Genomic DNA, 23,953 nt, shown 5'->3' with positions numbered 1-23,953 from the left:
CCGCCGTCATCGGGGGCAAGCCCCCTCCCACATTTGATCGCATTCCAACTGTGGGAGGGGGCTTGCCCCCGATAGTCGCGTAGCGACTTATTGGATGATCAGGTTATTGAACAACAGGTCTTCCACCACCGGCTTGCCGGTCTCATCGCTCATCACTTGCTGGGTTTGCTTCAACGCTTCCTGGCGCAGTTTTTCCTTGCCCTCGACGGTGCTCATCGCCTCGTTGGTCTGCTGGGTGAACAGCGCCACCAACTGGTTACGGATCAACGCATCGTTGGCTTTGACGGCGGCGGCCGCTTCGGTGCCGGTCACGCGCAGGGCGATGTCGGCCTTGAACACCTTGAGTTTCGCCGTGCCATCCAGGCCGTAGTTGCCCACGAACGGCGGGCTCAGGCTGATATAGCTGACCTTCGGCGCCTCGCCTTCTTTGGCTTCTTCGGCCTGGGCCGCCATCGGCAAGGTCAGGGCCAGCATCAACAGGATCCACGCTTTCACAGTTCATTCCTCACATTCGGTTGCCGGGTAGCATAACGCTAGCAAGGCAGAGCACAAGCTTATGGCGGCTTATCAGGCCTGGGCATGCTCGTTGACCCACGGGCGTACCCTCCTACACTTATCGGCCACGACGCCAAAAGGAATAGTCCGATGAAAGCTGTGCTGTGCAAAGCCTTCGGCCCTGCCGAAACCCTGGTGCTGGAAGATGTCGCAAGCCCTGCGATCAAGAAGAACGAAATCCTGCTGGACGTGCACGCGGCCGGGGTCAACTTCCCGGATACGCTGATCATCGAGGGCAAGTACCAGTTCAAGCCGCCCTTTCCGTTCTCGCCGGGTGGCGAGGCGGCAGGCGTGGTCAGTGAAGTGGGCGAAAAAGTCGGCCACTTGAAAGTCGGTGACCGGGTCATGGCGCTGACCGGCTGGGGCAGCTTTGCCGAACAGGTCGCGGTGCCGGGCTATAACGTACTGCCGATCCCGCCGAGCATGGATTTCAACACCGCCGCCGCGTTCAGCATGACCTACGGCACGTCGATGCACGCACTCAAGCAACGGGCCAACCTGCAAGCCGGCGAAACCCTGCTGGTACTCGGCGCTTCCGGTGGCGTGGGCCTGGCCGCCGTAGAAATCGGCAAAGCCATGGGCGCCCGTGTGATCGCCGCCGCCAGCAGCGCCGACAAACTCGCGGTGGCCAAGGCCGCCGGCGCCGATGAGTTGATCAACTACAGCGAAGCCAGCCTGAAAGACGAGATCAAGCGCCTCACGGACGGCAATGGCGCCGATGTGATCTACGACCCGGTGGGGGGCGACCTGTTTGACCAGGCCATCCGCGCCATCGCCTGGAACGGCCGCTTGCTGGTGGTGGGGTTTGCCAGCGGGCGCATTCCGGAGTTGCCGGTGAACCTGGCGCTGCTCAAGGGCGCGGCGGTGGTAGGGGTGTTCTGGGGTTCGTTCGCTCAGCGCCAGCCGCAGGATAATGCGGCGAACTTCCAGCAGTTGTTCACCTGGTACGGCGAGGGCAAGTTGAAGCCGTTGGTGTCGCAGGTGTATCCGCTGGAACAGGCCGCCCAGGCAATCAATGACCTGGGGCAGCGCAAGGCGGTTGGTAAAGTGGTCGTCCAGACTCGATAAAAAATTTGAAATAGGGTCAATGTGGGAGGGGCAAGCCCCCCTCACACATTTTGATCTCCGGTGTTCGTAAGGGAACATTCATTAGGGTTCATTTCTTGTTGTTTACAGATAAGAGGCGATGCTATTTTCGGTAACGAAACTGTAACATTCGCATCCGCAGTCAAAACAAGAAATCTGGAGCTCTTGAATGTTTGCTTTCTTTCGTCCTGCCGCACATCAGGCGCCCCTGCCTGAAGAAAAAATAGACAGTACCTACCGACGCCTGCGCTGGCAGATCTTCGCCGGTATTTTCTTCGGTTACGCCGGGTACTACCTGCTGCGCAAGAACTTCTCCCTGGCCATGCCTTACCTGATCGACGAGGGCTATACCCGCGGCGAACTGGGCTTGGCGATGTCGGCCATCGCGATTGCGTACGGCCTGTCCAAGTTCCTCATGGGCCTGGTGTCCGACCGCTCCAACCCGCGCTACTTCCTGCCCTTCGGCCTGCTGGTTTCCGCCGGGGTGATGTTCATTTTCGGTTTCGCACCTTGGGCGACGTCCAGCGTGACCATGATGTTCATTTTGCTGTTCATCAACGGTTGGGCTCAGGGCATGGGCTGGCCGCCGAGTGGACGGACCATGGTGCACTGGTGGTCGCAGAAAGAACGCGGCGGCGTGGTGTCGGTGTGGAACGTGGCGCACAATGTCGGCGGCGGCCTGATCGGCCCGCTGTTCCTGCTGGGCATGGCCTGGTTCAACGACTGGCACGCGGCGTTCTACGTACCGGCCACCGTGGCGTTGCTGGTCGCGGCCTTTGCCTTCATCACCATGCGCGACACCCCGCAATCGGTAGGCCTGCCGCCAATCGAGCAATACAAGAACGATTACCCGGAAGGCTACGACGCCAGCCACGAAGACGAATTCAGCGCCAAGGAAATCTTCGTCAAGTACGTGCTGCGCAACAAAATGCTGTGGTACATCGCCTTCGCCAACGTGTTTGTCTACCTGCTGCGCTATGGCGTACTGGACTGGGCACCGACCTACCTGAAAGAAGCCAAGCACTTCACGGTGGATAAATCGTCGTGGGCGTACTTCTTCTATGAGTGGGCCGGTATCCCGGGCACGCTGTTGTGCGGCTGGATGTCGGACAAGATCTTCCGTGGCAACCGTGGCCTGACCGGCATCGTGTTCATGGCGTTGGTGACTGTGGCGACCCTGGTGTACTGGCTCAACCCGCCGGGCAACCCGATGATCGACATGATCGCGCTGTTCTCCATCGGCTTCCTGATCTACGGCCCGGTGATGCTGATCGGCCTGCAGGCGCTGGAACTGGCACCGAAGAAAGCCGCCGGCACCGCTGCGGGCTTCACCGGCCTGTTCGGTTACCTGGGCGGCTCGGTGGCAGCCAGTGCGGCCATGGGTTACACCGTGGACCATTTCGGCTGGGACGGTGGTTTCGTGCTGCTGATCGGCGCGTGCCTGCTGGCAATCGCCTTCCTGATCCCAACCCTGTGGCACACCAACAGCGTCAGCTCGGCGCGTTAACCGCCTGGGCAATCCTTTGCACAGCGCTTGAGCCGCGCCTCCAGGTTCTTATCTGGCATGGCGTGGCTACGCAGGGCGTTGACGGTCTGCTCGACATAATCGCGAGTGGTGCCGTAACGCCCGCAAGCGCTTTGCAGCACATGGTTCAGCACGATATCGGGCAAGTTACCGGCGTAGCTGGGCAAGTGCCGTTCCAACACAAACCCCAGCGCCTGTACGGTATTGCCATCTTCCAGACGGCAGTTGAGCCAGTGTGGCCGGTAGGACGGGTAAGGCATCTCGCGCTGCCACAGGGCGTACAGCGAGGCCTCCAACTGATCGTCCGGCAAACGGTAGGCAAACCCGCTGCAAGAGCCGCCGCGATCCAGACCAAAGACCAACCCCGGCAACTCCGGTGTCCCCCGATGCTCGTGAGACCACAGGTACAGGCCCCGGTGATAACCGTGGACCCGTGCCCGCACCCGCTCGGTCGAGGAGCATTCAGGGCGCCAGATCAGCGAACCATAAGCGAATAACCAGACCGGCCCACCCTTATGCCGCGCCATAGTGGCCTGCATCGAGCTCATCAACTGTTCGTGAGTGAGTTGCGGCCCAAGATCGAGCCGCGGAGGGTAAGCCAATTGCAAAAGATCGGATTCAATAACGGTCATGGCAAATCGCTTAGGTCTCCTGTGCTTTACCAGTTGTAGGCAACTTTACCGTAATAGAACGCACCGCTGTAACCGTATGGCGAAAAAGTGCTATAGGCCAAATTCCCACCGCTGCTGGCAAACGCGTTGACCTTCTCCGGATATTTATCGGTGACGTTGTCGCCGCCCAGGGTGAAGGTCCAGTTCTTCAACTTGTAGTCCGCCGACAAATCCAGGACCCAGGCCGCCTTGAAGGTCTGGTCGTTGACCTTGTCGGCCTGGTAGCTGGTGAATTCACCATAGCGCACCAGGTTACTGTGCAGCGCCCAATTGCCGAATGTGAAGTCGTTACCCAGGCTCAGCTTGTGCTCAGGCGTGGTATCGCCCAACAAACCGCTCTTTTCGCGACGGTCTACCCGCACCAGGTTGGCACCCAGGCTGTCGAGGATGGCCGGGTTGGGCTTTACGTCCGTCACCCGGGTGTGGTTGTAGTTGTAGCCCACGGTGCTGTTCCAGCGGATGCCGTTATCGAACTGATAGCGATAGTTGGCCACCAGGTCGACGCCGTCGGTGCTGGTGTCGGTGGCGTTGGTGAAGTAGCGGGCAGTGGTGTAGTTGATATTGCCGACACCATTGGCGCGCAGATAGGCCTGGGTGGCCGGGTCCAGGTTAAGGTTGGACGACAGACTGATACGGTCGCGGATATCGATGCGGTACACGTCCACCGTTACCGTCAGGTCGTCGGCAGGTTCCAGTACCAGGCCAAGGCTGTAGTTGCGCGACTTCTCGGCCTTGAGGTCTTCCGCGCCCAGCAGGCGGGCCACCTGGCTCGACGCCGGGAAGGTGCCGGCCTCGCGGATATCACTGCCGATCAATTGCGACGAGGTAAACGCAAAGTTCTGCTGCGCCAGGGACGGTGCGCGGAAACCGTTGGAGATACTGCCGCGCAAGGCCACCTGCGGGGTGAAGTCGTAACGGGCCGACAGCGAGCCGCTGACATTGGAACCGAAGTCACTGTAATCCTCATGCCGCACGGCGGCCGATGCGCTGAGTTTTTCGGTGAAGTTGGTTTCCAGGTCCAGGTACTGGGCCCAGTTGTGGCGCGAACTGCTGCCGGCGTCGGCATCACGGAAGCCACCGAGGCCCGAGCTGCCGGTCTGGTAGTAGGACGCCGGTTCACCCGCTTCAATCTCGTAACCCTGGCGCAGGTATTCACCGCCAAAGGCCACGGAGACCGGGTATGGCAGCAAGCCCACGTCGAACTCACGGGACAGGTCGAGGCTGACTTGCTTCTGGTCGTTGCTCAGGGTGCCGTTGTCGAACTTGCGCGGCGTGGCCAGGCCCAGGGAGGTGTTGATGGTTTCCGTGCCCAGCTCGTATTGGTTCTTGCCGTAGTTGGCCGACAGGTCGTAATGCCAGTCGTAGGCCAACAGCCCACGCAGGCCCACCACCAGCGAGGTGTCTTCCAGGTTGCCCTTGATCAGCGGCAGATAACCGTTGGGGTTGAGCGCCGGGATGTTATTGGAAGCGTTGCTCGCCCGGTAGAACGCCGCCGTCTCACCGCGCCGCTTACTGTAGCCGCCGAAGGTGTAGAACTCGGCGGCATCGTTGAACGAATATTCCGAGTTGAACTGGAACTTGCCCTCATTGGTGGCCGGCTCGCCTTGGCGGAACACGCGCTGGCCGTAGGTGGTGGAGCCGACACTGCCTGGGCGGTAATCATCTCCCGCACGGTTGGTGTAATCGTTATCGGCACCTTCGGCCGAGAGGTTGATAAAGCCGTTATCGCCCAGCGCCAGGCCAGTATTGCCGCTGACATTACGCTGGATACCGTCGCCCTTCTTGTATTTGCCGAACTTGGTAGAGATCGAGCCACCATGGTCGGCGTGCTTGAGGATCACGTTGATCACCCCGGCAATGGCGTCCGAGCCGTAGCGCGCGGAAGCGCCATCGCGCAGCACCTCGATATGGTCTACCGCCGACAGCGGGATCGCATTCAGGTCCGCCGGCGCCGAGCCGCGACCCACCGCACCGCCCAGGTTGACGAACGCGCTGGTATGGCGACGCTTGCCATTGACCAGCACCAGCACCTGATCTGGCGACAGGCCACGCAACTGCGCAGGACGCACCAGCTCAGCACCGTCCACCAGGCTCGGGCGCGGGAAGTTGATCGACGGAATCAGCCGCGCCAGCACGGCGCCCAGCTCATCGGAGCCGGTGCTGCGCAGGGTATCGCCGGAAATCACATCGATGGGTGACAGCGAAGCACTGGCCGTGCGCTCCTGGGCCCGGGTGCCGGTGACGATCACGGTGTCGAGCCTGGGTGCATCGGTAGCCGAGGTTTCGGCCGCGAAGACAGGATTGAAACCCACGGCGGTCAGCAAATTGGCTGACAAAATCGCCGTGTACAGCGCGTGTTGCTTGTAGCTCCCCATACCGCTCCCCTTTGAATCAAAAAACCAGAACATCGCGTTCTGAGTTCATACGATCGGTCCGGCTGGCGGGCGGTGGCGGTCAGTGATTGGTGGTTGTGAATGAGTCGGTAGTCCGTTGCGATATAGCTTAAGGATATTCATGTAACAAATTAAATACCTTTAAAGCATAAGCGATTGCATATGCAAACTCGCCCATTCGTCAGGATTGCGCGTGCCAATCCCGGTAGTTTCAGTCCCGGTTCAGCCTGGGAACGCGCCAAGCCGTCAAAATAGCGCACACGTCACGACCCACCTAGCCGCCTGTCAAACAGACTATCGAGGTCGCACCCATGAAAAAATTCCGACTGCCTGGCCTGCTGTTCCTGGCCCAGGCCACCACCGCTCTGGCGGGCGAAGCACCAGCCACCGAGGACGACAAAGGTTTCTGGTACGCCCAGACCAGCGTCTACACCCGGCACTTTGCGCCGGACCCGAACCACAACAACAACCAGGACCTGATCGGCCTGGAGCGCAATGAAGCCTCAGGTTTTGTGTATGGCGGGGCGACGTTTCGCAACTCGTTCAGCCAGCGCTCGTTCTACGCGTACGCGGGTAAACGCTACGACCTGGCGGACTATCCGGTGTACCTGAAGCTGACCGGTGGGGCGATCCAGGGATATCGCGGCAAGTACCGCGACAAGATCCCGTTGAACCGTTTCGGCGTGGCGCCAGTGATCATTCCGTCGGTGGGCGCCCATTACGGGCCGGTAGCGGCGGAATTGGTGTTGCTGGGGTTCAATGCAGCGATGGTGACGACCGGCGTACGATTTTAAGCACGCGGCGCATAGGCAAACACATCAGCTCGCATCTGGTGCGCATCCATGCCGGCTTCGACCAACGCATCCAAGGTGCCATAGACCATGGCCGGTGAGCCGCTGGCGTAGACGTGCACCGACTTGAGGTCGGCAATATCTTCGCACACCGCTTCATGCAACAACCCGCAGCGCCCTTCCCAACCGCACAGATCGCTGACGACTTTGTGCAGGAACAGGTTGGGCAGTTGCAGCCACTGATCCCAGTGTTCGATCTCGTAGAAATCTTCCGGTCGACGCACGCCCCAGTACAGGTGCACCGGGTGCTTGAAGCCGGAGGCGCGGCAATGTTCGATCAGGCTGTGCATCTGCGCCATGCCGGTGCCGGCGGCGATCAACACCAACGGCCCATCGGGCAGCTCGGCCAGGTGGGTGTCGCCAAACGGCAGCTCGACGCGGGCCATCTGGTTGCGCTGCAGTTGCGCAAGCAAAGTGCGCGCGCTGTCCTCGCGAGCCAGTACATGTAACTCCAGCTCACGCCCGGCATGAGGCGCCGACGCCAGGGAGAAGGCGGATTTCTCGCCATTCTCCCGCTCGATCATCAGGTATTGCCCGGCGTGGTAACGCACCGCCTTGCCAGCCGGCGCACGCAGGCGCACTCGCCACACATCGCCACCGACCTCTACGCACTCACTCAATTGGCACGACAGCTTGCGCAACGGCAACTCTCCCGGCGCCAGCACGCCATCCCACAACACAATGCAATCTTCCAGCGGCTCGGCAATACAGGTGTAGAACTCACCGTGATCACGCACTTCACCAGCCTGCTGCACGCGGCCTTCCACCAACAGCGCGGCGCACACATGGCACACACCGTTGCGACAGGCCTGTGGGCACTCGTAGCCCAGGCGGCGTGCGCCTTCGAGGATTCGCTCGCCAGGGACCAGCTCCAGCACGGCGCCGGAAGGTTGCAGGGTTACACGCATCAATCTATTCCCAATTCTTTCCAGATCGCATCGACACGGGCAGTGACGGCTTCATCCTTGACGATCACCCGGCCCCACTCGCGGGTGGTTTCACCCGGCCATTTGTGGGTGGCATCCAGGCCCATCTTCGAACCCAGGCCCGACACCGGCGAAGCGAAGTCGAGGTAGTCGATTGGCGTGTTGTCGATCATCACCGTGTCGCGCTTGGGGTCCATGCGCGTGGTGATGGCCCAGATCACGTCGTTCCAGTCGCGGGCGTTGATGTCGTCGTCGGTGACAATAACGAACTTGGTGTACATGAACTGTCGCAAAAACGACCACACACCGAGCATTACCCGCTTGGCATGACCTGGGTACGACTTTTTCATGGTCACGATGGCCATGCGGTACGAGCAGCCTTCCGGCGGCAGGTAGAAGTCAGTGATCTCCGGGAATTGCTTCTGCAGGATCGGCACGAACACTTCGTTGAGTGCCACGCCGAGAATCGCCGGCTCGTCCGGCGGCCGGCCGGTGTAGGTGCTGTGGTAGATCGGTTTGATCCGATGGGTGATACGCTCGACGGTGAACACCGGGAAGCTGTCGACTTCGTTGTAGTAGCCGGTGTGGTCGCCGTAAGGGCCTTCATCGGCCATTTCACCCGGGTGGATCACGCCTTCGAGGATAATTTCGGCAGTGGCCGGTACTTGCAGGTCGTTGCCGCGGCATTTCACCAGCTCGGTGCGGTTACCGCGCAGCAGACCGGCGAAGGCGTATTCGGACAGGCTGTCGGGCACTGGGGTCACGGCACCGAGGATAGTGGCGGGGTCGGCACCCAGGGCCACGGAGACCGGGAAGGGCTTGCCGGGATGCTTATCGCACCACTCACGGTAGTCCAGCGCGCCGCCACGGTGGCTCAACCAGCGCATGATGACCTTGTTGCGGCCGATCACTTGCTGGCGGTAGATGCCGAGGTTCTGGCGGTCCTTGTTCGGGCCTTTGGTGACGGTCAGGCCCCAGGTAATCAGCGGGCCGACGTCGCCGGGCCAGCAGGTCTGCACCGGCAGCATGGCGAGATCGACGTCATCGCCTTCGATGACCACCTCTTGACACACCGCGTCCTTGACCACTTTGGGGGCCATGGCAATGATCTTGCGGAAGATCGGCAGCTTCGACCAGGCATCCTTGAGGCCCTTGGGCGGCTCGGGCTCCTTGAGGAAGGCCAGCAGCTTGCCGATCTCGCGCAATTCGCTGACCGACTCGGCGCCCATGCCAAAGGCCACGCGCTCCGGCGTACCGAACAGGTTGCCGAGCACCGGGATATCAAAGCCGGTCGGGTTCTCGAACAGCAGCGCCGGGCCCTTGTTGCGCAGGGTACGGTCGCAAATCTCAGTCATTTCCAGCACCGGGGAAATCGGCATCTGAATACGTTTCAACTCTCCGCGCTGCTCAAGTTGCTGCACGAAATCCCGAAGATCCTTGAATTTCATTAACCATGCCACCCGTAAAATAGGCGTACATCCTACCTGCTCTGAGGGCGGCTGGCAGCTTAATTGGCCGTTAGCCCTCGTGATTGCAGCGAACGAAACAACGGCTCCAGGAAGGCCTCGACGTGCCGCGCACCGACATCAGAGAGGTGATTGTCATCGGTGTACAGCGCTCGGCCGTTGAACTCAACCCGGCACAAGCCATCGGCGCCGCACAGCAAGGGCGCGGGGTCGAGCACCGTGACACCGCTGTCGGCCGCTGCCAACTCGTCAAACAGCTGGGAGATAAAGGCTTGGCGCTTGAGGTGCTCGGCCACGGGCAGGCCTTCTCGGTCCACCGGCCGGTGCATCATCGCCAGGCGACTGAGACGGTAAGGCACGATGATTTCCTGCAACGGCACCTCCTTGATCAGCCAGACTCTATGGCCTGCGGCGCGCAAATCCTTGATGCGCTCGCGCAGCCCCTCAGCGAAGCGTTGCTCAGCGATGGCACGCACGTATTGACCTGTCGCGGGGTCCTTGAGCGCGTGCTCTTTGTCACCTGACATCTGCCCATAGAGGTACAAGCTCCAGCGCGCCGCCAGCACCACATCGCTGAAGGATCGCTCGGCCAGCGCTTTTTCCACGCGATGATTGAAATGGGCGCAGCGGGCAATGTTTTCCAGGCCATCCAAAGGCACGCAACCCGCAAAACTGGCCTCTACCAGGCTGATGTCGTGCCGCTTGGCCGCCATCTCAAGTGCTGGAATCAAGGCCGTGGCGTGACTGTCACCCCATACCAGTGCGGAAACCGCGCTGTCTTTAGAACCGAAATAACAGAACAGCCGCTCGTCGGGCGTGTCTTTGTCGGCCATGCACGCCATCAACTCCGGGCTCCACTTTTTTGCCTGGGCATAACGCAGGGCCTGCTCGGATAAGCGCGATGGCACACCGTCGGCCTTGCGCAACGCCACACCTGTGATGCCGAGGCACAGGATCCCGACGCACGCCGCCGCCAGAATCGCCTTACGCCCGGGCAGCAGGCGCTTCTCCCGAAACGGAGTTTCCACAAAACGCCAGGACAGGTAGCCCAACACCAGGCTCAGCAGCATCAGACCGCCCAGTTCCAGCGGGCTCAGGCCATCAACCGCGGCATAGCTGGCATACACGAACACCGGCCAGTGCCACAGGTACCAGGAGTAGGAAATCAACCCCACGCCCACCATCACCCGTGAACTCAGCAGGCGCCCGACCCAGGTGGGTTGCTGGCCGTTGGCCCAGATCAGCCCGACCACACCCAGCACCGGCAACAACGCGGCCGCGCCGGGAAACGGTGTGGCTGAATCAAATACTAAAACGGCGATCAGTATCAGTGTCATCGACAACAGGCTGATCCCTTGGGCCAGAGCGGGCGACGCTCGCCATTCACGCAGGGGCATCACCGCCAGCATGGCGCCGGCCAGCAACTCCCAGGCACGCAGATGCAACAGGTAGAACGCCTTTTGCGGCGCATGGACCACCGCCCACAGGCTCATGCCGAACGACACCAGCAAAATCCCGAATAGCGCCAGGCGCCAATGCTTCAGGCGACTGGCCAGCAAGGTCAACAGCAGCGGGAAGATGATGTAGAACTGCTCTTCGACCGCCAGCGACCAAGTGTGCAACAACGGCTTGATGTCGGAGGCCGCCTCAAAGTAACCGTGCTGGCGAGAAAACAGCAGGTTGGAGGTGAAGATCGCCTGGTAGTGCACCGACCGCCCAAGCTCCTCGTAGTCCTTGGGCGCCAACAGGAACCAGCCCACCGCCAGGGTGGCCGCCATCATGACAAACAGCGCCGGCAGGATGCGCCGGGCACGCCGCGCCCAGAAATCCACAAAGCTGAAGCGCCCGGCCTGGCGTTCCCGACAGATGATCGAGGTGATCAGGAACCCTGAAATCACGAAAAATACATCTACACCGACGAAGCCGCCTGTTACACCGGGCACCCCAAAATGGAACAGCACCACAGCCAGCACTGCAACGGCGCGTAGCCCATCGATGTCTCTTCGGTAAGCAAGAACAGTCATAAAACGTAGTCAACCTGATACGAATGGGAGTGAGCGTAGCCTCACTCCCCTTTTTTGTTTCTTAACTGACACTTATGCCGCACAAACCTCCCTTTTTTGGCGCAAAAAAATGGCGCCCCTTGGTGCGCCATTTTTTCGACCTGAAACGTCGTACTACTTACGCTTCATCGACAGGAAGAACTCGTCGTTGGTCTTGGTGGTTTTCAGCTTGTCGACCAGGAACTCGATGGCGGCTACTTCGTCCATCGGGTGCAGCAGCTTGCGCAGGATCCACATGCGCTGCAGTTCGTCGTCAGCGGTCAGCAACTCTTCGCGGCGGGTGCCGGAACGGTTGATGTTGATCGCCGGGAACACGCGTTTTTCCGCGATGCGACGATCCAGTGGCAGTTCCATGTTGCCGGTACCCTTGAACTCTTCGTAGATCACTTCGTCCATCTTCGAACCGGTTTCAACCAGTGCGGTGGCGATAATGGTCAGCGAGCCGCCTTCTTCGATGTTCCGCGCGGCACCGAAGAAACGTTTCGGTTTCTCCAGGGCGTGGGCATCGACACCACCGGTCAATACCTTGCCGGAGCTCGGGATCACGGTGTTGTAGGCACGGGCCAGACGGGTGATGGAGTCGAGCAGGATCACCACGTCCTTCTTGTGTTCGACCAGGCGCTTGGCCTTCTCGATCACCATTTCGGCAACCTGCACGTGGCGGGTTGGCGGCTCGTCGAACGTGGAGGCAACCACTTCGCCGCGCACGGTGCGCTGCATTTCGGTTACTTCTTCCGGACGCTCATCGATCAGCAGCACGATCAGGTGAACTTCAGGATTGTTACGCGCGATGTTCGCGGCAATGTTCTGCAGCATGATGGTCTTACCGGCTTTCGGCGGGGCGACGATCAGGCCACGCTGGCCCTTGCCGATCGGGGCGCACAGGTCGATCACACGACCGGTGAGGTCTTCGGTGGAACCGTTACCGGCTTCCATCTTCATGCGCACGGTCGGGAACAGCGGGGTCAGGTTCTCGAAGAGAATCTTGTTTTTCGCGTTCTCGGGACGATCGAAGTTGATCGTGTCGACCTTGAGCAGGGCGAAATAACGCTCGCCTTCTTTCGGTGGGCGGATCTTGCCAACGATGGTGTCACCGGTGCGCAAGTTGAAGCGACGGATCTGGCTTGGCGAGACGTAGATATCGTCTGGGCCGGCGAGATAGGACGCGTCAGCAGAGCGGAGGAAGCCGAAGCCGTCCTGGAGAATCTCCAGCACGCCATCACCGGAGATTTCCTCGCCGCTTTTCGCGTGCTTCTTGAGCAGGGAGAAAATCACGTCCTGCTTGCGCGAACGGGCCATATTTTCTATGCCCATTTCTTCGGCCAATTGGAGCAGGTCGGTAATCGGCTTTTGCTTGAGTTCAGTCAGATTCATATAGGAATGACGTAATCATTTATGGAGGGGGGAATTAAGCTTTTGGCTTAATGAGGCCGCGCCGCAGAGAAGGCGACAGGATCGCGTACTAATCGAAAAGGAATGCGTCGGCGACGGCTTGCAGGGGGCAGTGGAGAAACCAGTGCGGGGCCGAATGTACCACCTGAGTTTCGGAGCGTCTAGCCCTGTTTCACGAAAAAGCCCCGCTATTTTGCGGGGCCTTTTTGACGACGCTTAGATGTTCGCGTCCAGGAAAGCTTGGAGCTGAGACTTCGACAGCGCGCCTACCTTGGTCGCTTCGACGTTGCCGTTCTTGAACAGCATCAGGGTCGGGATGCCACGCACGCCGTGCTTGGCCGGGGTTTCCTGGTTGTCGTCGATGTTCAACTTGGCAATGGTCAGCTTGCCTTCGTAGGTGGTCGCAATGTCGTCCAGGACTGGAGCGATCATTTTGCAAGGGCCGCACCATTCAGCCCAGTAGTCAACCAGCACCGGGCCTTGAGCCTTGAGTACTTCGGCCTCAAAGGTCGCGTCGGTGACGTGCTTGATAAGATCGTTGCTCATGGATGTCTCCGGATTGTAAGCAAAAAAAACGTGGCCCATCATAGCCGCCCTTCCCCCGTTCAGGAAGCCGCCTCTGATTGAGTCTTCCTATGATGGCCCATGAGTCTGGGTATAGCCCAACTCAGGGCGTTATGGGAGTCACGAAGGCTATGCCGGTGCGCAACGCCGCATTGCGTACGTGCTCCTGCATGGTTTTTTGCGCCGCCGCGCTGGCGCGCCGGGCCAGCGCGCGTACTATCCGGCGATGCTCCTGCCAGGTTTCCATGGCACGCTCCGGTCGGATGAACGGTAGCTTCTGACTCTCCAGAAAAACTTCGGCACTCGCGCTCAGAATGCTCACCATCGCCTGGTTGCCGCTGGCGAGCAGGATGCGCTGGTGAAATTCGAAGTCGAGCCTGGCGGCGGCTTCGAAGTCGCCGGCCTTGAGCACCTTGCGCATGGCCTCGACATTGTCTTCCAGGCTGTCCAACTCATCGAGGGTCAGCGTCACCGCCGCCAACCCCGCCGCGAAACCTTCCAGGGCATAGCGCAACTGGAAGATATCCAGTGGCGTAGCCTGCGCCGCGAAGGGCCAGGCGAACCCCGGTGACTCCTCGACCGCCTGCACGAACACGCCCTTGCCCGGCTGCACACTGACCACACCCAACGCACTGAGGGACGACAATGCCTCACGCAACGACGCTCGGCTCACCCCCAACTGCACTGCCAGGTCACGTTGGGACGGCAGTGCATCGCCCGGCCCGAAGCCTTGCTCCTTGATCAGTTTGCGGATGGCCTGCAGGGCCGCTTCCGGTACGGCTTGGGCAATGGAATTCATAAAAAACTCAAGGTTCCAGTCAGCTGAATGGCTAGTTGTAAAGCTATTCGTGGCGGGCGGCAAGCCACGCCCCAAAGGGGCTCGCCGGGTTTTGCCGACGCTCGAAAACAGTGCGCAAAGCCCCGACACTGTTCAGACCAGTCCGACCACCAGAACTCAACAAATACTGGCCCTGCAGACCATTCTGAGGTTGATGGCATGGGCTGTGCACTGGGCAAACCCAGAAAATCCCTTCGCCCTTCTCGGAGAGTTGCCATGACCAAACGCTACAGCGCCCTGCTTACTGCCCTGTTTGCCAGCCTGATGCTGAGCCAGGCACCCGCCCAGGCCAATGGTCTGGACGACATCGTCGCCCGTGGCACCCTCAAGGTCGCCGTACCCCAGGACTTCCCGCCCTTCGGCTCGGTCGGCCCTGACATGAAGCCACGTGGCCTGGACATCGACACCGCCAAGCTGCTGGCCGACCAGCTCAAGGTCAAGCTGGAACTGACCCCGGTCAACAGCACCAATCGTATTCCGTTCCTCACCACCGGCAAGGTCGATCTGGTGATCTCCAGCCTGGGCAAGAACCCTGAGCGGGAAAAGGTCATCGACTTCTCCAAGGCCTACGCGCCGTTCTACCTGGCCGTGTTCGGCCCGCCTGAAGCCACCATCAGCAGCACCGACGACCTCAAGGGCAAAACCATCAGCGTGACCCGTGGTGCCATCGAAGATATCGAACTGACCGCCGTCGCCCCCAAGGAAGCCACGATCAAGCGCTTCGAAGACAACAACTCCACCATCGCCGCCTACCTGGCCGGCCAGGTCGACCTGATTGCCAGCGGCAACGTGGTAATGGTGGCGATCAGCGAACGCAACCCAAAACGCGTACCCGCGCTGAAGGTAAAGCTCAAGGACTCGCCGGTGTACGTGGGCGTGAACAAGAACGAGCCGGCATTGCTGGATAAGGTCAACCAGATCCTGGTCGCGGCCAAGGCCGATGGCAGCCTGGAAAAGAACGCTATGCAATGGCTGAAAGAGCCACTGCCCGCCGATCTCTGAAAGCGGAGCTGACTCATGGCGTATCAATTTGACTTTGTGCCGGTGCTGGCCAACACCGACCTGCTGCTGCGCGGCGCGCTGTTCACCCTCGAGCTCACGGCCATCGGCGCCATCCTCGGCGTGGCCCTGGGCACCGTCGGCGCTGTGGTGCGGGCGTGGAAGATCCAGCCGTTCGCCTGGTTCTTCGGCGTTTATGTCGAGTTGATCCGCAACACACCGTTCCTGGTGCAGTTGTTCTTCATCTTCTTCGGCCTGCCGTCGCTGGGGCTGAAGATCACCGAGTGGCAAGCCGCCGTGCTGGCGATGGTGATCAACCTGGGGGCCTACTCCACGGAAATCATCCGCGCCGGTATCCAGGCCATTCCTCGCGGGCAGCTGGAAGCCGCTGCGGCGCTGGCGATGACGCGCTTCGAAGCCTTCCGCCACGTGGTACTGCTGCCGGCGCTGGGCAAGGTGTGGCCGGCCCTGAGCAGCCAGATCATCATCGTAATGCTCGGCTCGGCGGTGTGCTCGCAGATCGCCACTGAGGAACTGAGCTTTGCCGCCAACTTTATCCAGTCGCGCAACTTCCGTGCGTTCGAAACCTACGCCCTGACCACCCTGGTGTACCTGTGCATGGCGCTGATGATTCGCCAGTTGCTCAACTGGATCGGTCGCCGCTTCGTGATGAGGAACAGTCGATGAGTGATTTCTCGTTCTGGGACATCGTGCGCAACCTGGCCACCGGCCTGCAATGGACGCTGCTGCTGTCACTGGTGGCGTTTGTCGGGGGCGGCGTGATCGGCTTGCTGGTGATGACGATGCGCATCAGCCGCAACGCCTTCCCACGCAATGTGGCGCGCACCTATATCGAACTGTTTCAGGGCACGCCGCTATTGATGCAGCTGTTCCTGGTGTTTTTCGGCATAGCCCTGCTGGGTGTGGATATCTCGCCCTGGCTGGCGGCGGCGATTGCCCTGACTCTGTTTACCAGCGCTTACCTCGCCGAGATCTGGCGCGGCTGCGTCGACTCCATCGCCCCCGGGCAATGGGAAGCGTCGGCCAGCCTGGCGCTCAACCCGCTGGAGCAACTGCGCTATGTGATCCTGCCCCAGGCACTGCGCATTGCCGTAGCGCCGACGGTGGGCTTCTCGGTACAGGTGGTCAAGGGCACCGCCGTGACCTCGATCATCGGCTTCACCGAACTGACCAAGACCGGCGGCATGCTCGCCAACGCCACCTTCGAACCCTTCATGGTCTACGGCCTGGTGGCCCTTGGTTACTTTTTACTCTGCTACCCCCTGTCCCTCAGTGCCCGCTACCTGGAAAGGAGACTGCATGCCTCTGCTTAGAATTTCCGCCCTGCATAAGTATTACGGCGATCACCATGTGCTCAAGGGCATCGACCTGACCGTGGATGAAGGCCAGGTGGTGGCGATCATTGGCCGCAGTGGCTCGGGCAAATCCACATTGCTGCGCACGCTCAACGGCCTGGAGTCCATCAACGACGGCGTGATCGAGGTCGATGGCGAGTACCTCGACGCCGCCCGCGCCGATCTGCGCAGCCTGCGGCAGAAAGTCGGCATGGTGTTCCAGCAGTTCAACCTGTTCCCGCACCTGACGGTAGGCGAGAACGTCATGCTCGCGCCGCAAGTGGTGCAGAAAGTATCGAAGGCCAAAGCGGCGCAATTGGCCAGGCAAATGCTGGAGCGCGTCGGGCTGGGTGAAAAATTCGACGCTTACCCCGATCGCTTGTCCGGCGGCCAGCAACAACGCGTGGCGATTGCGCGCGCCTTGGCCATGTCGCCCAAGGTGCTGTTATGCGATGAAATCACCTCGGCCCTCGACCCGGAACTGGTCAATGAAGTGCTCAGCGTGGTGCGCCAATTGGCCAAGGACGGCATGACCCTGATCATGGTGACCCACGAGATGCGCTTCGCCCGTGAAGTCGGCGACAAGCTGGTGTTCATGCACCAGGGCAAAGTGCATGAGGTGGGCGATCCCAAAGTGCTATTCGCCCACCCGCAAACCGCCGAGCTGGCGAGCTTCATTGGTTCTACGGAACAGCCGGGCTGACCAGTTCGAATTGGCCATGGCCCTCCAGCAGCGTCTCCCGAGGCACCGCGAGGGCATTGGCCGGCAGTTGAACCGTGACCTCTACTTGGGCTGTCAGCCGACGGCCCATCACCGGCGTACCGCTTGCGCTTGCATACAACGTACGACCCGGTAGCAGCTGTCCGCTGGAGGTGTCATCGGACTGCCACGATACCGGCCTGCCATCGACCTGAGCCTGCCTCAGGTTCAAGGTGAAACGCCCTTGTCGCCCGAACTGAAAGCCCTGTGCATCGGCGGCGACACTGCTGAAACGCAGCGCCATTGCCGAAGGATCCGCGCAAAGCACGCTCAAGTGCAGCGTACGCGGCGTGTCCAGCGTCATTAGCGCCCTGCCGGAGGAGGCTTGCGCAGGGCGAATCACGCCATAGTCGACACGGGGCTCACTCAGGGTCATCCGGCAGTTTTCAGCCTGCGCCTGGGTCGTCACCAGGGCTACCCACAACAGCCACAGGTTCCTGTGCTTAGCGAACATGGCAGACCACCGGTGCGGTTTCATAGAGTTTGTCATCGTCAGGCTCTTGCTCCGGGTTGACTTGCAGCACGCAGGATTGCGAATCCGGCAGTGAAACCTTCAAGGTTTGCGGACCATCGATATTGCTGAGGAAAATCATGCCGTCACCCACCACACTGGTCACAAAGGTGTTGTCCTGACCGAACACTGCGGCGCCTTGTGGCAGTGGCCGACCCTGTTCGTCCTGGGCTTCAAGCAGCAGACGACGGACTTTCACCACATCAAAGTTGAGAATATTGACTGACCCCCGACCGGCAGCGAGTACCTTGGTGCCGTTCTTCAAGTCGACGCGCTTGGGCAGCGACTGGGTCTGCACCTGCAGGTGGTTGTTGCTGTAGGCCTGCAGCCCGGGGATCACCGCCTGGCCACTGAAATCGGTCCATACCGGCCCTTGGGGCGTGGAGACCTTGGCCGCTCCGATATCTCCCACCGACACAATGCCAAAGGTGTCCTGCACGGTATACGGCGAGAAGGTCACCCCGTGCTCATGGGCCACGATGCCGCCTTGCAGTTGGCCGGAATAGTTGGTGTTCGTCGGGTCACGGCTGACGCCCAGGGTCACGCGGGTATACCGCGGCAAGACACCCACACGAGCGCGCACGCTTTGTTCTCGTTCTTTCACGTCCCGATCGACACCGACCTCATAGTTCACATAGTCGTTGACCCGCTCGCTGAGGGCGGTGCCAGCTTCCAGCCGGTCACCTCGACGACTGACGTAAGTGGTCATGCGCCGATCAGTGCCGAGGGGCACCGTGACCTGCAGCCTGACCGACGTGCCCTCGTCCAGCCGCTCGTCGCGGCGGCCACCTCGAACCGGGTCATGGCGCCGAGGGGCGGTCGCACCGACCTGGGCGTCGGCAATCAGTGCGACCCCTACGCCTTTGAAGGTGTCGTTCCACGAGGCAAAGAGGTGATCGCTGGATTGCCCGTCAAACTGAGAGCTACGGGTGAAACCGAGGGAGAATCCACCCAGGTATGGGGCCGTCCAGCTCAAACCTGCCGTGTACTGGCGCTTGAAACGGGCATCGAGGCTGTACCCCCGCGAAGCCTGACCGGCGTCCAGTACCTCCCGGTAACCGCGACTCTGTACCGAAGCGCTCAGGTTGATATCAAGATTGGCGAATAAAGGAGCCCCCAATGACAGCGTGCTACGCGTGCCACCCACCTCATCTTGAGCATCACGGGAAAGGTTATGGCGCACGCCCACGGTCATCTGATGGAAAAACACACTGCTGAGGGTTCCACCTGCCGATTGGTACTCATCGGTACTCAGCAGACCGAAACCCAACGACGAGCGCTGGCCCAGCCCCCAGGTGCCGCTGCCCATGGCAACCACGGGTGAATCCTGGTTGTCGATGGACGTTTCACGCACCTTGCCGAGGGAAAAGTAATATCCCGGCTTGATCGGAGCCCCACCCCGAAAGGACGCAGCGGGCACCACGAAACTGCGCGTTGCCCCACGCACGTCAATCACGCTCACATCAAGGTCACTGGTGCTGTTCAGCAACGGTAAACCGGTCAGCCTGAACGGACCTTCCGGCACCAGGGTGGAATGGATCAATGCGCCTGATTGACGAACTTCCACCCGCGACTGGCTTTGAGCCAGCCCTTCAACCACGACATTGCTGTCGCCCGCACCGCTGCGCTGCTGGCCGTCTGGAGAGAACTGCACGCCGGTCAGTTGCACACCGCCAAAAATCGGGTTGTTGCTGGAAATCTGCCCCACCTGGAAGGTCGACTGCAACGCCGCGATATCACGCTGGGCATAGGCGCTTACCTGTTCGGTACGCGTCTTGCCATTGTCGGAGATATAGAACTGGCGGCTGCGAACGATCCAGTTACCCAGGTTGAATCCCGCCTCCGTATAGGCCGATACGACGCGACTTGGCCTACCGCGAGAGTGGGTATCAAAACCCCATACGTCGTAGTTGAAGATGGCGGCCGCGCCACCCTCGGAAAAATCCCCGCCCTCCCACTCCGGCGCACGCAGGGACTGGGTCGGCACCACCAGGGCGACCTCATCGCTGCTAGGGCGCAGACGCACCATGGTCGCCGGGTATTCTCCAACAAAATCATGGCAGGCCTGGTCAGGGGTGATGCCCTCGCGCAGAAGCCTGGACGGGGTAACCAGACCGGCTTTTGCCAGCAACGCAGGAGTGAAGCACAACTGGCCCTGATAATCGAAACGCGCGTCAACCAACCCCAGCGGCGTGCCATTGACTCGCAGCCCGACGACATGGACACCTTCGCGAAAGCGCGCTGCGCTGCGAAAGTATTCAGAAACCTGTGGATCTATTCCAAGGGAGGTCAACGCGGCCAAGTCAAACCCCTGCCCCAGCCCAACCGCTGCGCTGGTGCCGGGCAGACTCCAGAGCGTCGCGAGCCCCAGCAGAATCCTGGAGCGAGCCTGGGAAACACTGCTCGGCACGCTATTGGCAGAGCGACGGGTAGGCCTGATCTTTTTCATAGGCCCGTCAATCCGCACCAGCCGTAACGGGTGCGCGGTAACTGTCCACCGTAAACCCGTAGACCGTGGCCGGGTGAATCTCCACCGCCACCACTCCCGCCACAGAGCCTGCCGACGCGAGCGTCAGCACTTCGCCCGGCAGGATGTAGGTTCTCGGCAACGTTGCCACGCTTGCCTGCGGATGCAGCTGCACTTCCATCCCTAGGCGGACGACATAAGCGCTGTTGTTGTGGACCCTCAACTGATCTCCTTTACGCTCCCATGTCAGCAACTGCCAGGGCGCGTCATGCCTGGGCAAGCCTTTGGGATGCAGGATCAATGGCAGGCTCTGGCGCAGGGTGATACCAATGGTCGCACCGCCGGGTGCACGTGCCTCAGGGATACCTTCAAAGGAAACGCGTTTCAGGCGCTGGGTCTTGAGGGGTTGCTTTGTAGTACTGATAAAGCGAACAAGTTGGGTGTCGCCCGCTTCGACCCGCGTAATCGGGGGCGTCACGATCAACAAGTGTTCGGGGTCTTCGGGTATGTTTTGTATGACGGAATGAAGCAATGCAGGGCCAGGGTCCGTATTTTTAACATTAAGCGTTGCCTCGCCCTCTTCCTCATTCAGAATGACAACGGTTGTTTCGGGCTGCATTCCGTCTGCCATGGCCATACCGCACAAAAAAAGAGACAAACCTATATATCGCAGCAACGAAATAACGGTTATTGATAAACCATTCACCGATTTTCCCCACAACCAAAAGAAGTCGAACACCAACAAATGCACACATTACAACTACCGACATTTAACAGAGACAGGTAAGTATCTCTGGCTAAATGTCGGCCGTTAATGATGTTTTTAGATGTAATCCACTAACAGACTGGTGCGACCGTCCAGCGTTACATCGCGGGCCAGGTCCAAATCGTTCGCGCGGTTGATAACGGCCTTCACTTCAAGCGTGCCTGTAAGCGTGGTAACGAATGCAGGTACCGCAGTGGCACCGCTACGCCATGAATACTGGGCTGGCGATTGCGCGACTTTACCGTCACTGATCTGCCAGGACGCGCCCTGACTGCTCCGCATGATGGGGCTCAGGCTCCCAGTGGACGATCTCAGGTCCTTGAGCGTGACGGAGTACCCACCAGTGCGCTTGCCATTGGCAAGGCCCAGGCTGTAGTTCTGCGCCTCGGTGAACCCGGCACCGAGGATACCTACCACCTTGCTTTGGGCAGGTTGCAGGTCTGTGAGCGCCACTCGGAACTGCGCTGGGCTCTGGCCGCAACTGATGCTCAAGCTGACCGTTTTAGCTGCAAGAGGATTGAACTGCGTCGGGGACAGGTTTGCGGCTGGAATTGTCTGATAATCGACGATGCCGCCTCCAGCGAGGCTGAGGTTGCAAGCCACTGGCTTGATAGTCCCCCGTACAATCAGTTCGGCAACATTCGTAGCATGAGCCCCAATACTTGCGGCCAAGCAAAGAGCACCCACTGTCACACCAAGCATTTTTTTCATGATCAACCTGTCATCTGTAATGAGTAGGTGCATTTACGACAGCCGAAAACTCCGACCATAAATAAATAACACCACGGCGAAATTGCCGGGTGACAGTCTGTCGTTTTGGCTCGTGATTAAAGAATCAGATGGGGCGCCAGTTGTTGTGGGAACCGTAAAGACAAGCAGTGAGCCATGTCAAAATACCGAGTAGGCACAAATGCAAAATCAATAAATTATTAACCGCTCCCTTGTAGGCAAAATCATAAACAGCATGATGACAATAAAAAGTTAAATACTCCTACAAAGCTAAAACCGCTTTCGTTGATAGCCCTGAAAACCACCCTACATTTCCCACAAGAATTCCTCACAGACACCCGCAGGAAAATTACCGGCGCACTACGCGTTGGCGCCAGCGGTCGATCGTGGCACGATGGTCAGGTTATCGACCGAGACCCCAAACCATGCCGCAATCCCAAGCCAAGAATCTGTCCCTGATCGCCGCCATCGACCTGGGCTCCAACAGCTTTCACATGGTCGTGGCCAAGGCCCAGAACGGTGAAATCCGCATCCTTGAGCGGCTCGGAGAGAAAGTGCAACTGGCTGCCGGGATCGACGACGAGCGCCAGCTCAACGAAGAGTCCATGCAACGCGGGCTCGATTGCCTGAAGCGGTTTGCGCAACTGATCAACGGCATGCCCCTGGGCGCCGTTCGAATCGTCGGCACCAACGCGTTGCGTGAAGCGCGTAACCGTGGTGAATTCATCCGCCGCGCCGAGGAGATCCTCGGGCACCCGGTAGAAGTCATCTCCGGCCGTGAAGAAGCCCGTCTTATCTACCTGGGCGTGTCCCACACCCTGGCCGATACACCAGGCAAACGCCTGGTCGCCGACATCGGCGGCGGCAGTACCGAATTCATCATTGGGCAAAGGTTCGAGCCATTGCTGCGCGAAAGCCTGCAGATGGGCTGCGTCAGCTACACCCAACGCTATTTCAAGGACGGCAAGATCACCCCGGCGCGCTACGCCCAGGCCTACACCGCGGCGCGGCTGGAGATCATGAGCATCGAACACGCCCTGCACCGCCTGACCTGGGATGAAGCCATCGGCTCGTCCGGCACCATCCGCGCCATCGGCCTGGCCCTGAAAGCCGGCGGCCATGGCACGGGTGAGGTGAATGCCGAGGGCTTGGCGTGGCTCAAGCGCAAGCTGTTCAAGCTGGGGGATGCCGAGAAAATCGACTTCGACGGTATCAAGCCTGATCGTCGCGCGATCTTCCCGGCCGGTCTGGCGATTCTCGAAGCGATCTTCGATGCTCTTGAACTGCAACGCATGGACCACTGCGACGGCGCCCTGCGTGAAGGCGTGCTCTATGACCTGCTGGGTCGCCATCACCACGAAGACGTGCGTGAGCGCACGCTCACTTCGTTGATGGAGCGTTACCACGTCGACCTGGAACAAGCCGCCCGCGTGGAGCGCAAAGCCCTGCACGCCTTCGACCAGGTGGCCGAGGACTGGGACCTGGAAGACGGCGTCTGGCGCGAGTTGCTGGGCTGGGCCGCCAAGGTGCATGAAGTGGGCCTGGACATCGCCCACTACCATTACCACAAGCACGGCGCCTACCTGATCGAGCACTCGGACCTGGCCGGCTTCTCCCGTGAAGACCAGCAAATGCTCGCCCTGCTGGTGCGCGGCCATCGCCGTAACATCCCCAAGGACAAATTTGCTGAATTCGGCGACGAAGGCATCAAGCTGATCCGCCTGTGCGTGCTGCTGCGCTTTGCGATCCTGTTCCACCACATCCGTGGCACCCAGGCAATGCCCCAGGTGACCCTGCGCGCCGACGGCGACAGCCTGGATGTGGTATTCCCGAAAGGCTGGCTGGATGAGAACCAGCTGACCCAGGCGGATTTTGGCCTGGAAGCGGAGTGGCTGAAGCGGGTGGGGTTCAGCCTGAACCTGCGCTGATCTGAAGAACTCTGCAAAACAATTGTGGGAGGGGGCTTGCCCCCGATAGCTGTGGATCAGTCCAAGTATTTGGTGACTGACACACCGCCATCGGGGGCAAGCCCCCTC

General features: G+C 60.2%; 21 protein-coding genes. 8 read left to right on the top strand and 13 right to left on the bottom strand.

The window, feature by feature from the left end; genetic code table 11:
- Nucleotides 1-87: 87 nt before the first annotated feature.
- A complete protein-coding gene (locus BM026_RS01885; protein WP_093120488.1) occupies nucleotides 88-495 on the bottom strand; it encodes a flagellar basal body-associated protein FliL in 408 nt (135 codons plus the stop codon).
- A 150-nt stretch (nucleotides 496-645) separates the two neighbouring features.
- Between BM026_RS01885 and BM026_RS01880 the strand changes: the two genes are divergently transcribed.
- Together BM026_RS01880 and glpT are read left to right on the top strand one after the other, a co-directional pair.
- A complete protein-coding gene (locus BM026_RS01880; protein ID WP_071490458.1) occupies nucleotides 646-1,623 on the top strand; it encodes an NADPH:quinone oxidoreductase family protein in 978 nt (325 codons plus the stop codon).
- 187 nt (nucleotides 1,624-1,810) lie between these two features.
- Complete coding sequence (gene glpT, locus BM026_RS01875; RefSeq protein WP_025857408.1) at nucleotides 1,811-3,148, top strand: glycerol-3-phosphate transporter; 1,338 nt, start codon at nucleotides 1,811-1,813, stop codon at nucleotides 3,146-3,148.
- Here glpT and BM026_RS01870 read toward each other — a convergent pair.
- Nucleotides 3,145-3,798, bottom strand: a complete 654-nt coding sequence (locus BM026_RS01870) for a gamma-glutamylcyclotransferase (protein WP_093527194.1) — start codon at nucleotides 3,796-3,798, stop codon at nucleotides 3,145-3,147. The two genes, glpT and BM026_RS01870, sit on opposite strands and share 4 nt — an antisense overlap.
- A gap of 26 nt (nucleotides 3,799-3,824) precedes the next feature.
- Nucleotides 3,825-6,212, bottom strand: coding sequence for a TonB-dependent receptor plug domain-containing protein (locus BM026_RS01865; protein WP_093527192.1), 2,388 nt, complete (start codon nucleotides 6,210-6,212; stop codon nucleotides 3,825-3,827).
- A 329-nt stretch (nucleotides 6,213-6,541) separates the two neighbouring features.
- On the opposite strand from BM026_RS01865, the gene BM026_RS01860 reads away from it, so the two are divergent.
- Nucleotides 6,542-7,024, top strand: a complete 483-nt coding sequence (locus BM026_RS01860) for a sn-glycerol-3-phosphate transporter (protein ID WP_093120481.1) — start codon at nucleotides 6,542-6,544, stop codon at nucleotides 7,022-7,024.
- On the opposite strand, the gene BM026_RS01855 is transcribed toward BM026_RS01860, so the two are convergent.
- From BM026_RS01855 to BM026_RS01830, 6 genes are all read right to left on the bottom strand, one after another.
- Complete coding sequence (locus BM026_RS01855) at nucleotides 7,021-7,989, bottom strand: CDP-6-deoxy-delta-3,4-glucoseen reductase (RefSeq protein WP_092241756.1); 969 nt, start codon at nucleotides 7,987-7,989, stop codon at nucleotides 7,021-7,023. The two genes, BM026_RS01860 and BM026_RS01855, sit on opposite strands and share 4 nt — an antisense overlap.
- On the bottom strand, nucleotides 7,989-9,455 hold the full coding sequence (ubiD, locus tag BM026_RS01850; protein WP_092241754.1) for a 4-hydroxy-3-polyprenylbenzoate decarboxylase: 1,467 nt from the start codon (nucleotides 9,453-9,455) through the stop codon (nucleotides 7,989-7,991). The genes BM026_RS01855 and ubiD overlap by 1 nt, the downstream gene beginning before the upstream one ends.
- A gap of 59 nt (nucleotides 9,456-9,514) precedes the next feature.
- Nucleotides 9,515-11,497, bottom strand: a complete 1,983-nt coding sequence (locus tag BM026_RS01845) for an acyltransferase family protein (RefSeq protein WP_093120476.1) — start codon at nucleotides 11,495-11,497, stop codon at nucleotides 9,515-9,517.
- Between the two features lie 153 nt (nucleotides 11,498-11,650).
- Complete coding sequence (gene rho / locus BM026_RS01840; RefSeq protein WP_016973082.1) at nucleotides 11,651-12,910, bottom strand: transcription termination factor Rho; 1,260 nt, start codon at nucleotides 12,908-12,910, stop codon at nucleotides 11,651-11,653.
- Between the two features lie 234 nt (nucleotides 12,911-13,144).
- Entirely contained in the window at nucleotides 13,145-13,474 is a 330-nt protein-coding gene (gene trxA / locus BM026_RS01835) for a thioredoxin TrxA (RefSeq protein WP_003213989.1), read from the bottom strand.
- 121 nt (nucleotides 13,475-13,595) lie between these two features.
- Entirely contained in the window at nucleotides 13,596-14,291 is a 696-nt protein-coding gene (locus tag BM026_RS01830) for a FadR/GntR family transcriptional regulator (RefSeq protein WP_092241750.1), read from the bottom strand.
- 255 nt (nucleotides 14,292-14,546) lie between these two features.
- Here BM026_RS01830 and BM026_RS01825 point away from each other — a divergent pair, with 255 nt between their 5' ends.
- From BM026_RS01825 to BM026_RS01810, 4 genes are read left to right on the top strand one after another with little or no spacing between them, the layout of a single operon-like run.
- Nucleotides 14,547-15,332, top strand: a complete 786-nt coding sequence (locus BM026_RS01825) for a transporter substrate-binding domain-containing protein (RefSeq protein ID WP_093527190.1) — start codon at nucleotides 14,547-14,549, stop codon at nucleotides 15,330-15,332.
- A gap of 15 nt (nucleotides 15,333-15,347) precedes the next feature.
- Complete coding sequence (locus tag BM026_RS01820) at nucleotides 15,348-16,016, top strand: amino acid ABC transporter permease (RefSeq protein ID WP_017736949.1); 669 nt, start codon at nucleotides 15,348-15,350, stop codon at nucleotides 16,014-16,016.
- The gene (locus BM026_RS01815; protein WP_092241748.1) at nucleotides 16,013-16,663 is read left to right on the top strand and encodes an amino acid ABC transporter permease; all 651 of its coding nucleotides are present in this window, start codon (nucleotides 16,013-16,015) and stop codon (nucleotides 16,661-16,663) included. Before BM026_RS01820 ends, BM026_RS01815 begins: the two co-directional genes overlap by 4 nt.
- Nucleotides 16,650-17,387 carry an amino acid ABC transporter ATP-binding protein gene (locus BM026_RS01810; protein WP_092241746.1) on the top strand — a complete coding sequence of 246 codons (738 nt, stop codon included), beginning with the start codon at nucleotides 16,650-16,652 and terminating at the stop codon, nucleotides 17,385-17,387. Before BM026_RS01815 ends, BM026_RS01810 begins: the two co-directional genes overlap by 14 nt.
- Here the strand turns inward: BM026_RS01810 and BM026_RS01805 are convergent.
- From BM026_RS01805 to BM026_RS01790, 4 genes are all read right to left on the bottom strand, one after another.
- Nucleotides 17,368-17,898: a DUF1120 domain-containing protein gene (locus tag BM026_RS01805; protein WP_170856041.1), complete on the bottom strand. Its 531-nt coding sequence runs from the start codon at nucleotides 17,896-17,898 to the stop codon at nucleotides 17,368-17,370. The two genes, BM026_RS01810 and BM026_RS01805, sit on opposite strands and share 20 nt — an antisense overlap.
- Nucleotides 17,888-20,404 (bottom strand): fimbria/pilus outer membrane usher protein, encoded by a 2,517-nt coding sequence (locus tag BM026_RS01800; protein ID WP_256575484.1) that lies wholly within the window; start codon nucleotides 20,402-20,404, stop codon nucleotides 17,888-17,890. The genes BM026_RS01805 and BM026_RS01800 overlap by 11 nt, the downstream gene beginning before the upstream one ends.
- A 7-nt stretch (nucleotides 20,405-20,411) precedes the next feature.
- Entirely contained in the window at nucleotides 20,412-21,059 is a 648-nt protein-coding gene (locus BM026_RS01795) for a fimbria/pilus chaperone family protein (RefSeq protein ID WP_093514186.1), read from the bottom strand.
- Between the two features lie 186 nt (nucleotides 21,060-21,245).
- Nucleotides 21,246-21,899, bottom strand: a complete 654-nt coding sequence (locus BM026_RS01790; protein ID WP_092242381.1) for a DUF1120 domain-containing protein — start codon at nucleotides 21,897-21,899, stop codon at nucleotides 21,246-21,248.
- Between the two features lie 443 nt (nucleotides 21,900-22,342).
- Here BM026_RS01790 and ppx point away from each other — a divergent pair, with 443 nt between their 5' ends.
- Complete coding sequence (gene ppx / locus BM026_RS01785) at nucleotides 22,343-23,845, top strand: exopolyphosphatase (protein ID WP_093514085.1); 1,503 nt, start codon at nucleotides 22,343-22,345, stop codon at nucleotides 23,843-23,845.
- Nucleotides 23,846-23,953: the final 108 nt, after the last annotated feature.

This window comes from Pseudomonas sp. NFPP24, from assembly GCF_900112095.1.
GTDB classification, from domain to species: Bacteria; Pseudomonadota; Gammaproteobacteria; order Pseudomonadales; family Pseudomonadaceae; genus Aquipseudomonas; species Aquipseudomonas extremorientalis.
The sequence above is the reverse complement of the archived record's forward strand: the minus strand, read 5'-3'. Positions and strand labels throughout refer to the sequence as shown.

Coding starts and splice junctions, on each gene's coding strand:
- BM026_RS01880 (WP_071490458.1), top strand. CDS start 646: ATGAAAGCTGTGCTGTGCAAAGCCTTCGGCCCTGCCGAAACCCTGGTG.
- glpT (WP_025857408.1), top strand. CDS start 1,811: ATGTTTGCTTTCTTTCGTCCTGCCGCACATCAGGCGCCCCTGCCTGAA.
- BM026_RS01870 (WP_093527194.1), bottom strand. CDS start 3,798: ATGACCGTTATTGAATCCGATCTTTTGCAATTGGCTTACCCTCCGCGG.
- BM026_RS01865 (WP_093527192.1), bottom strand. CDS start 6,212: ATGGGGAGCTACAAGCAACACGCGCTGTACACGGCGATTTTGTCAGCC.
- BM026_RS01860 (WP_093120481.1), top strand. CDS start 6,542: ATGAAAAAATTCCGACTGCCTGGCCTGCTGTTCCTGGCCCAGGCCACC.
- BM026_RS01855 (WP_092241756.1), bottom strand. CDS start 7,989: ATGCGTGTAACCCTGCAACCTTCCGGCGCCGTGCTGGAGCTGGTCCCT.
- ubiD (WP_092241754.1), bottom strand. CDS start 9,455: ATGAAATTCAAGGATCTTCGGGATTTCGTGCAGCAACTTGAGCAGCGC.
- BM026_RS01845 (WP_093120476.1), bottom strand. CDS start 11,497: ATGACTGTTCTTGCTTACCGAAGAGACATCGATGGGCTACGCGCCGTT.
- rho (WP_016973082.1), bottom strand. CDS start 12,910: ATGAATCTGACTGAACTCAAGCAAAAGCCGATTACCGACCTGCTCCAA.
- trxA (WP_003213989.1), bottom strand. CDS start 13,474: ATGAGCAACGATCTTATCAAGCACGTCACCGACGCGACCTTTGAGGCC.
- BM026_RS01830 (WP_092241750.1), bottom strand. CDS start 14,291: ATGAATTCCATTGCCCAAGCCGTACCGGAAGCGGCCCTGCAGGCCATC.
- BM026_RS01825 (WP_093527190.1), top strand. CDS start 14,547: ATGACCAAACGCTACAGCGCCCTGCTTACTGCCCTGTTTGCCAGCCTG.
- BM026_RS01820 (WP_017736949.1), top strand. CDS start 15,348: ATGGCGTATCAATTTGACTTTGTGCCGGTGCTGGCCAACACCGACCTG.
- BM026_RS01815 (WP_092241748.1), top strand. CDS start 16,013: ATGAGTGATTTCTCGTTCTGGGACATCGTGCGCAACCTGGCCACCGGC.
- BM026_RS01810 (WP_092241746.1), top strand. CDS start 16,650: ATGCCTCTGCTTAGAATTTCCGCCCTGCATAAGTATTACGGCGATCAC.
- BM026_RS01805 (WP_170856041.1), bottom strand. CDS start 17,898: ATGTTCGCTAAGCACAGGAACCTGTGGCTGTTGTGGGTAGCCCTGGTG.
- BM026_RS01800 (WP_256575484.1), bottom strand. CDS start 20,404: ATGAAAAAGATCAGGCCTACCCGTCGCTCTGCCAATAGCGTGCCGAGC.
- BM026_RS01795 (WP_093514186.1), bottom strand. CDS start 21,059: ATGGCCATGGCAGACGGAATGCAGCCCGAAACAACCGTTGTCATTCTG.
- BM026_RS01790 (WP_092242381.1), bottom strand. CDS start 21,899: ATGAAAAAAATGCTTGGTGTGACAGTGGGTGCTCTTTGCTTGGCCGCA.
- ppx (WP_093514085.1), top strand. CDS start 22,343: ATGCCGCAATCCCAAGCCAAGAATCTGTCCCTGATCGCCGCCATCGAC.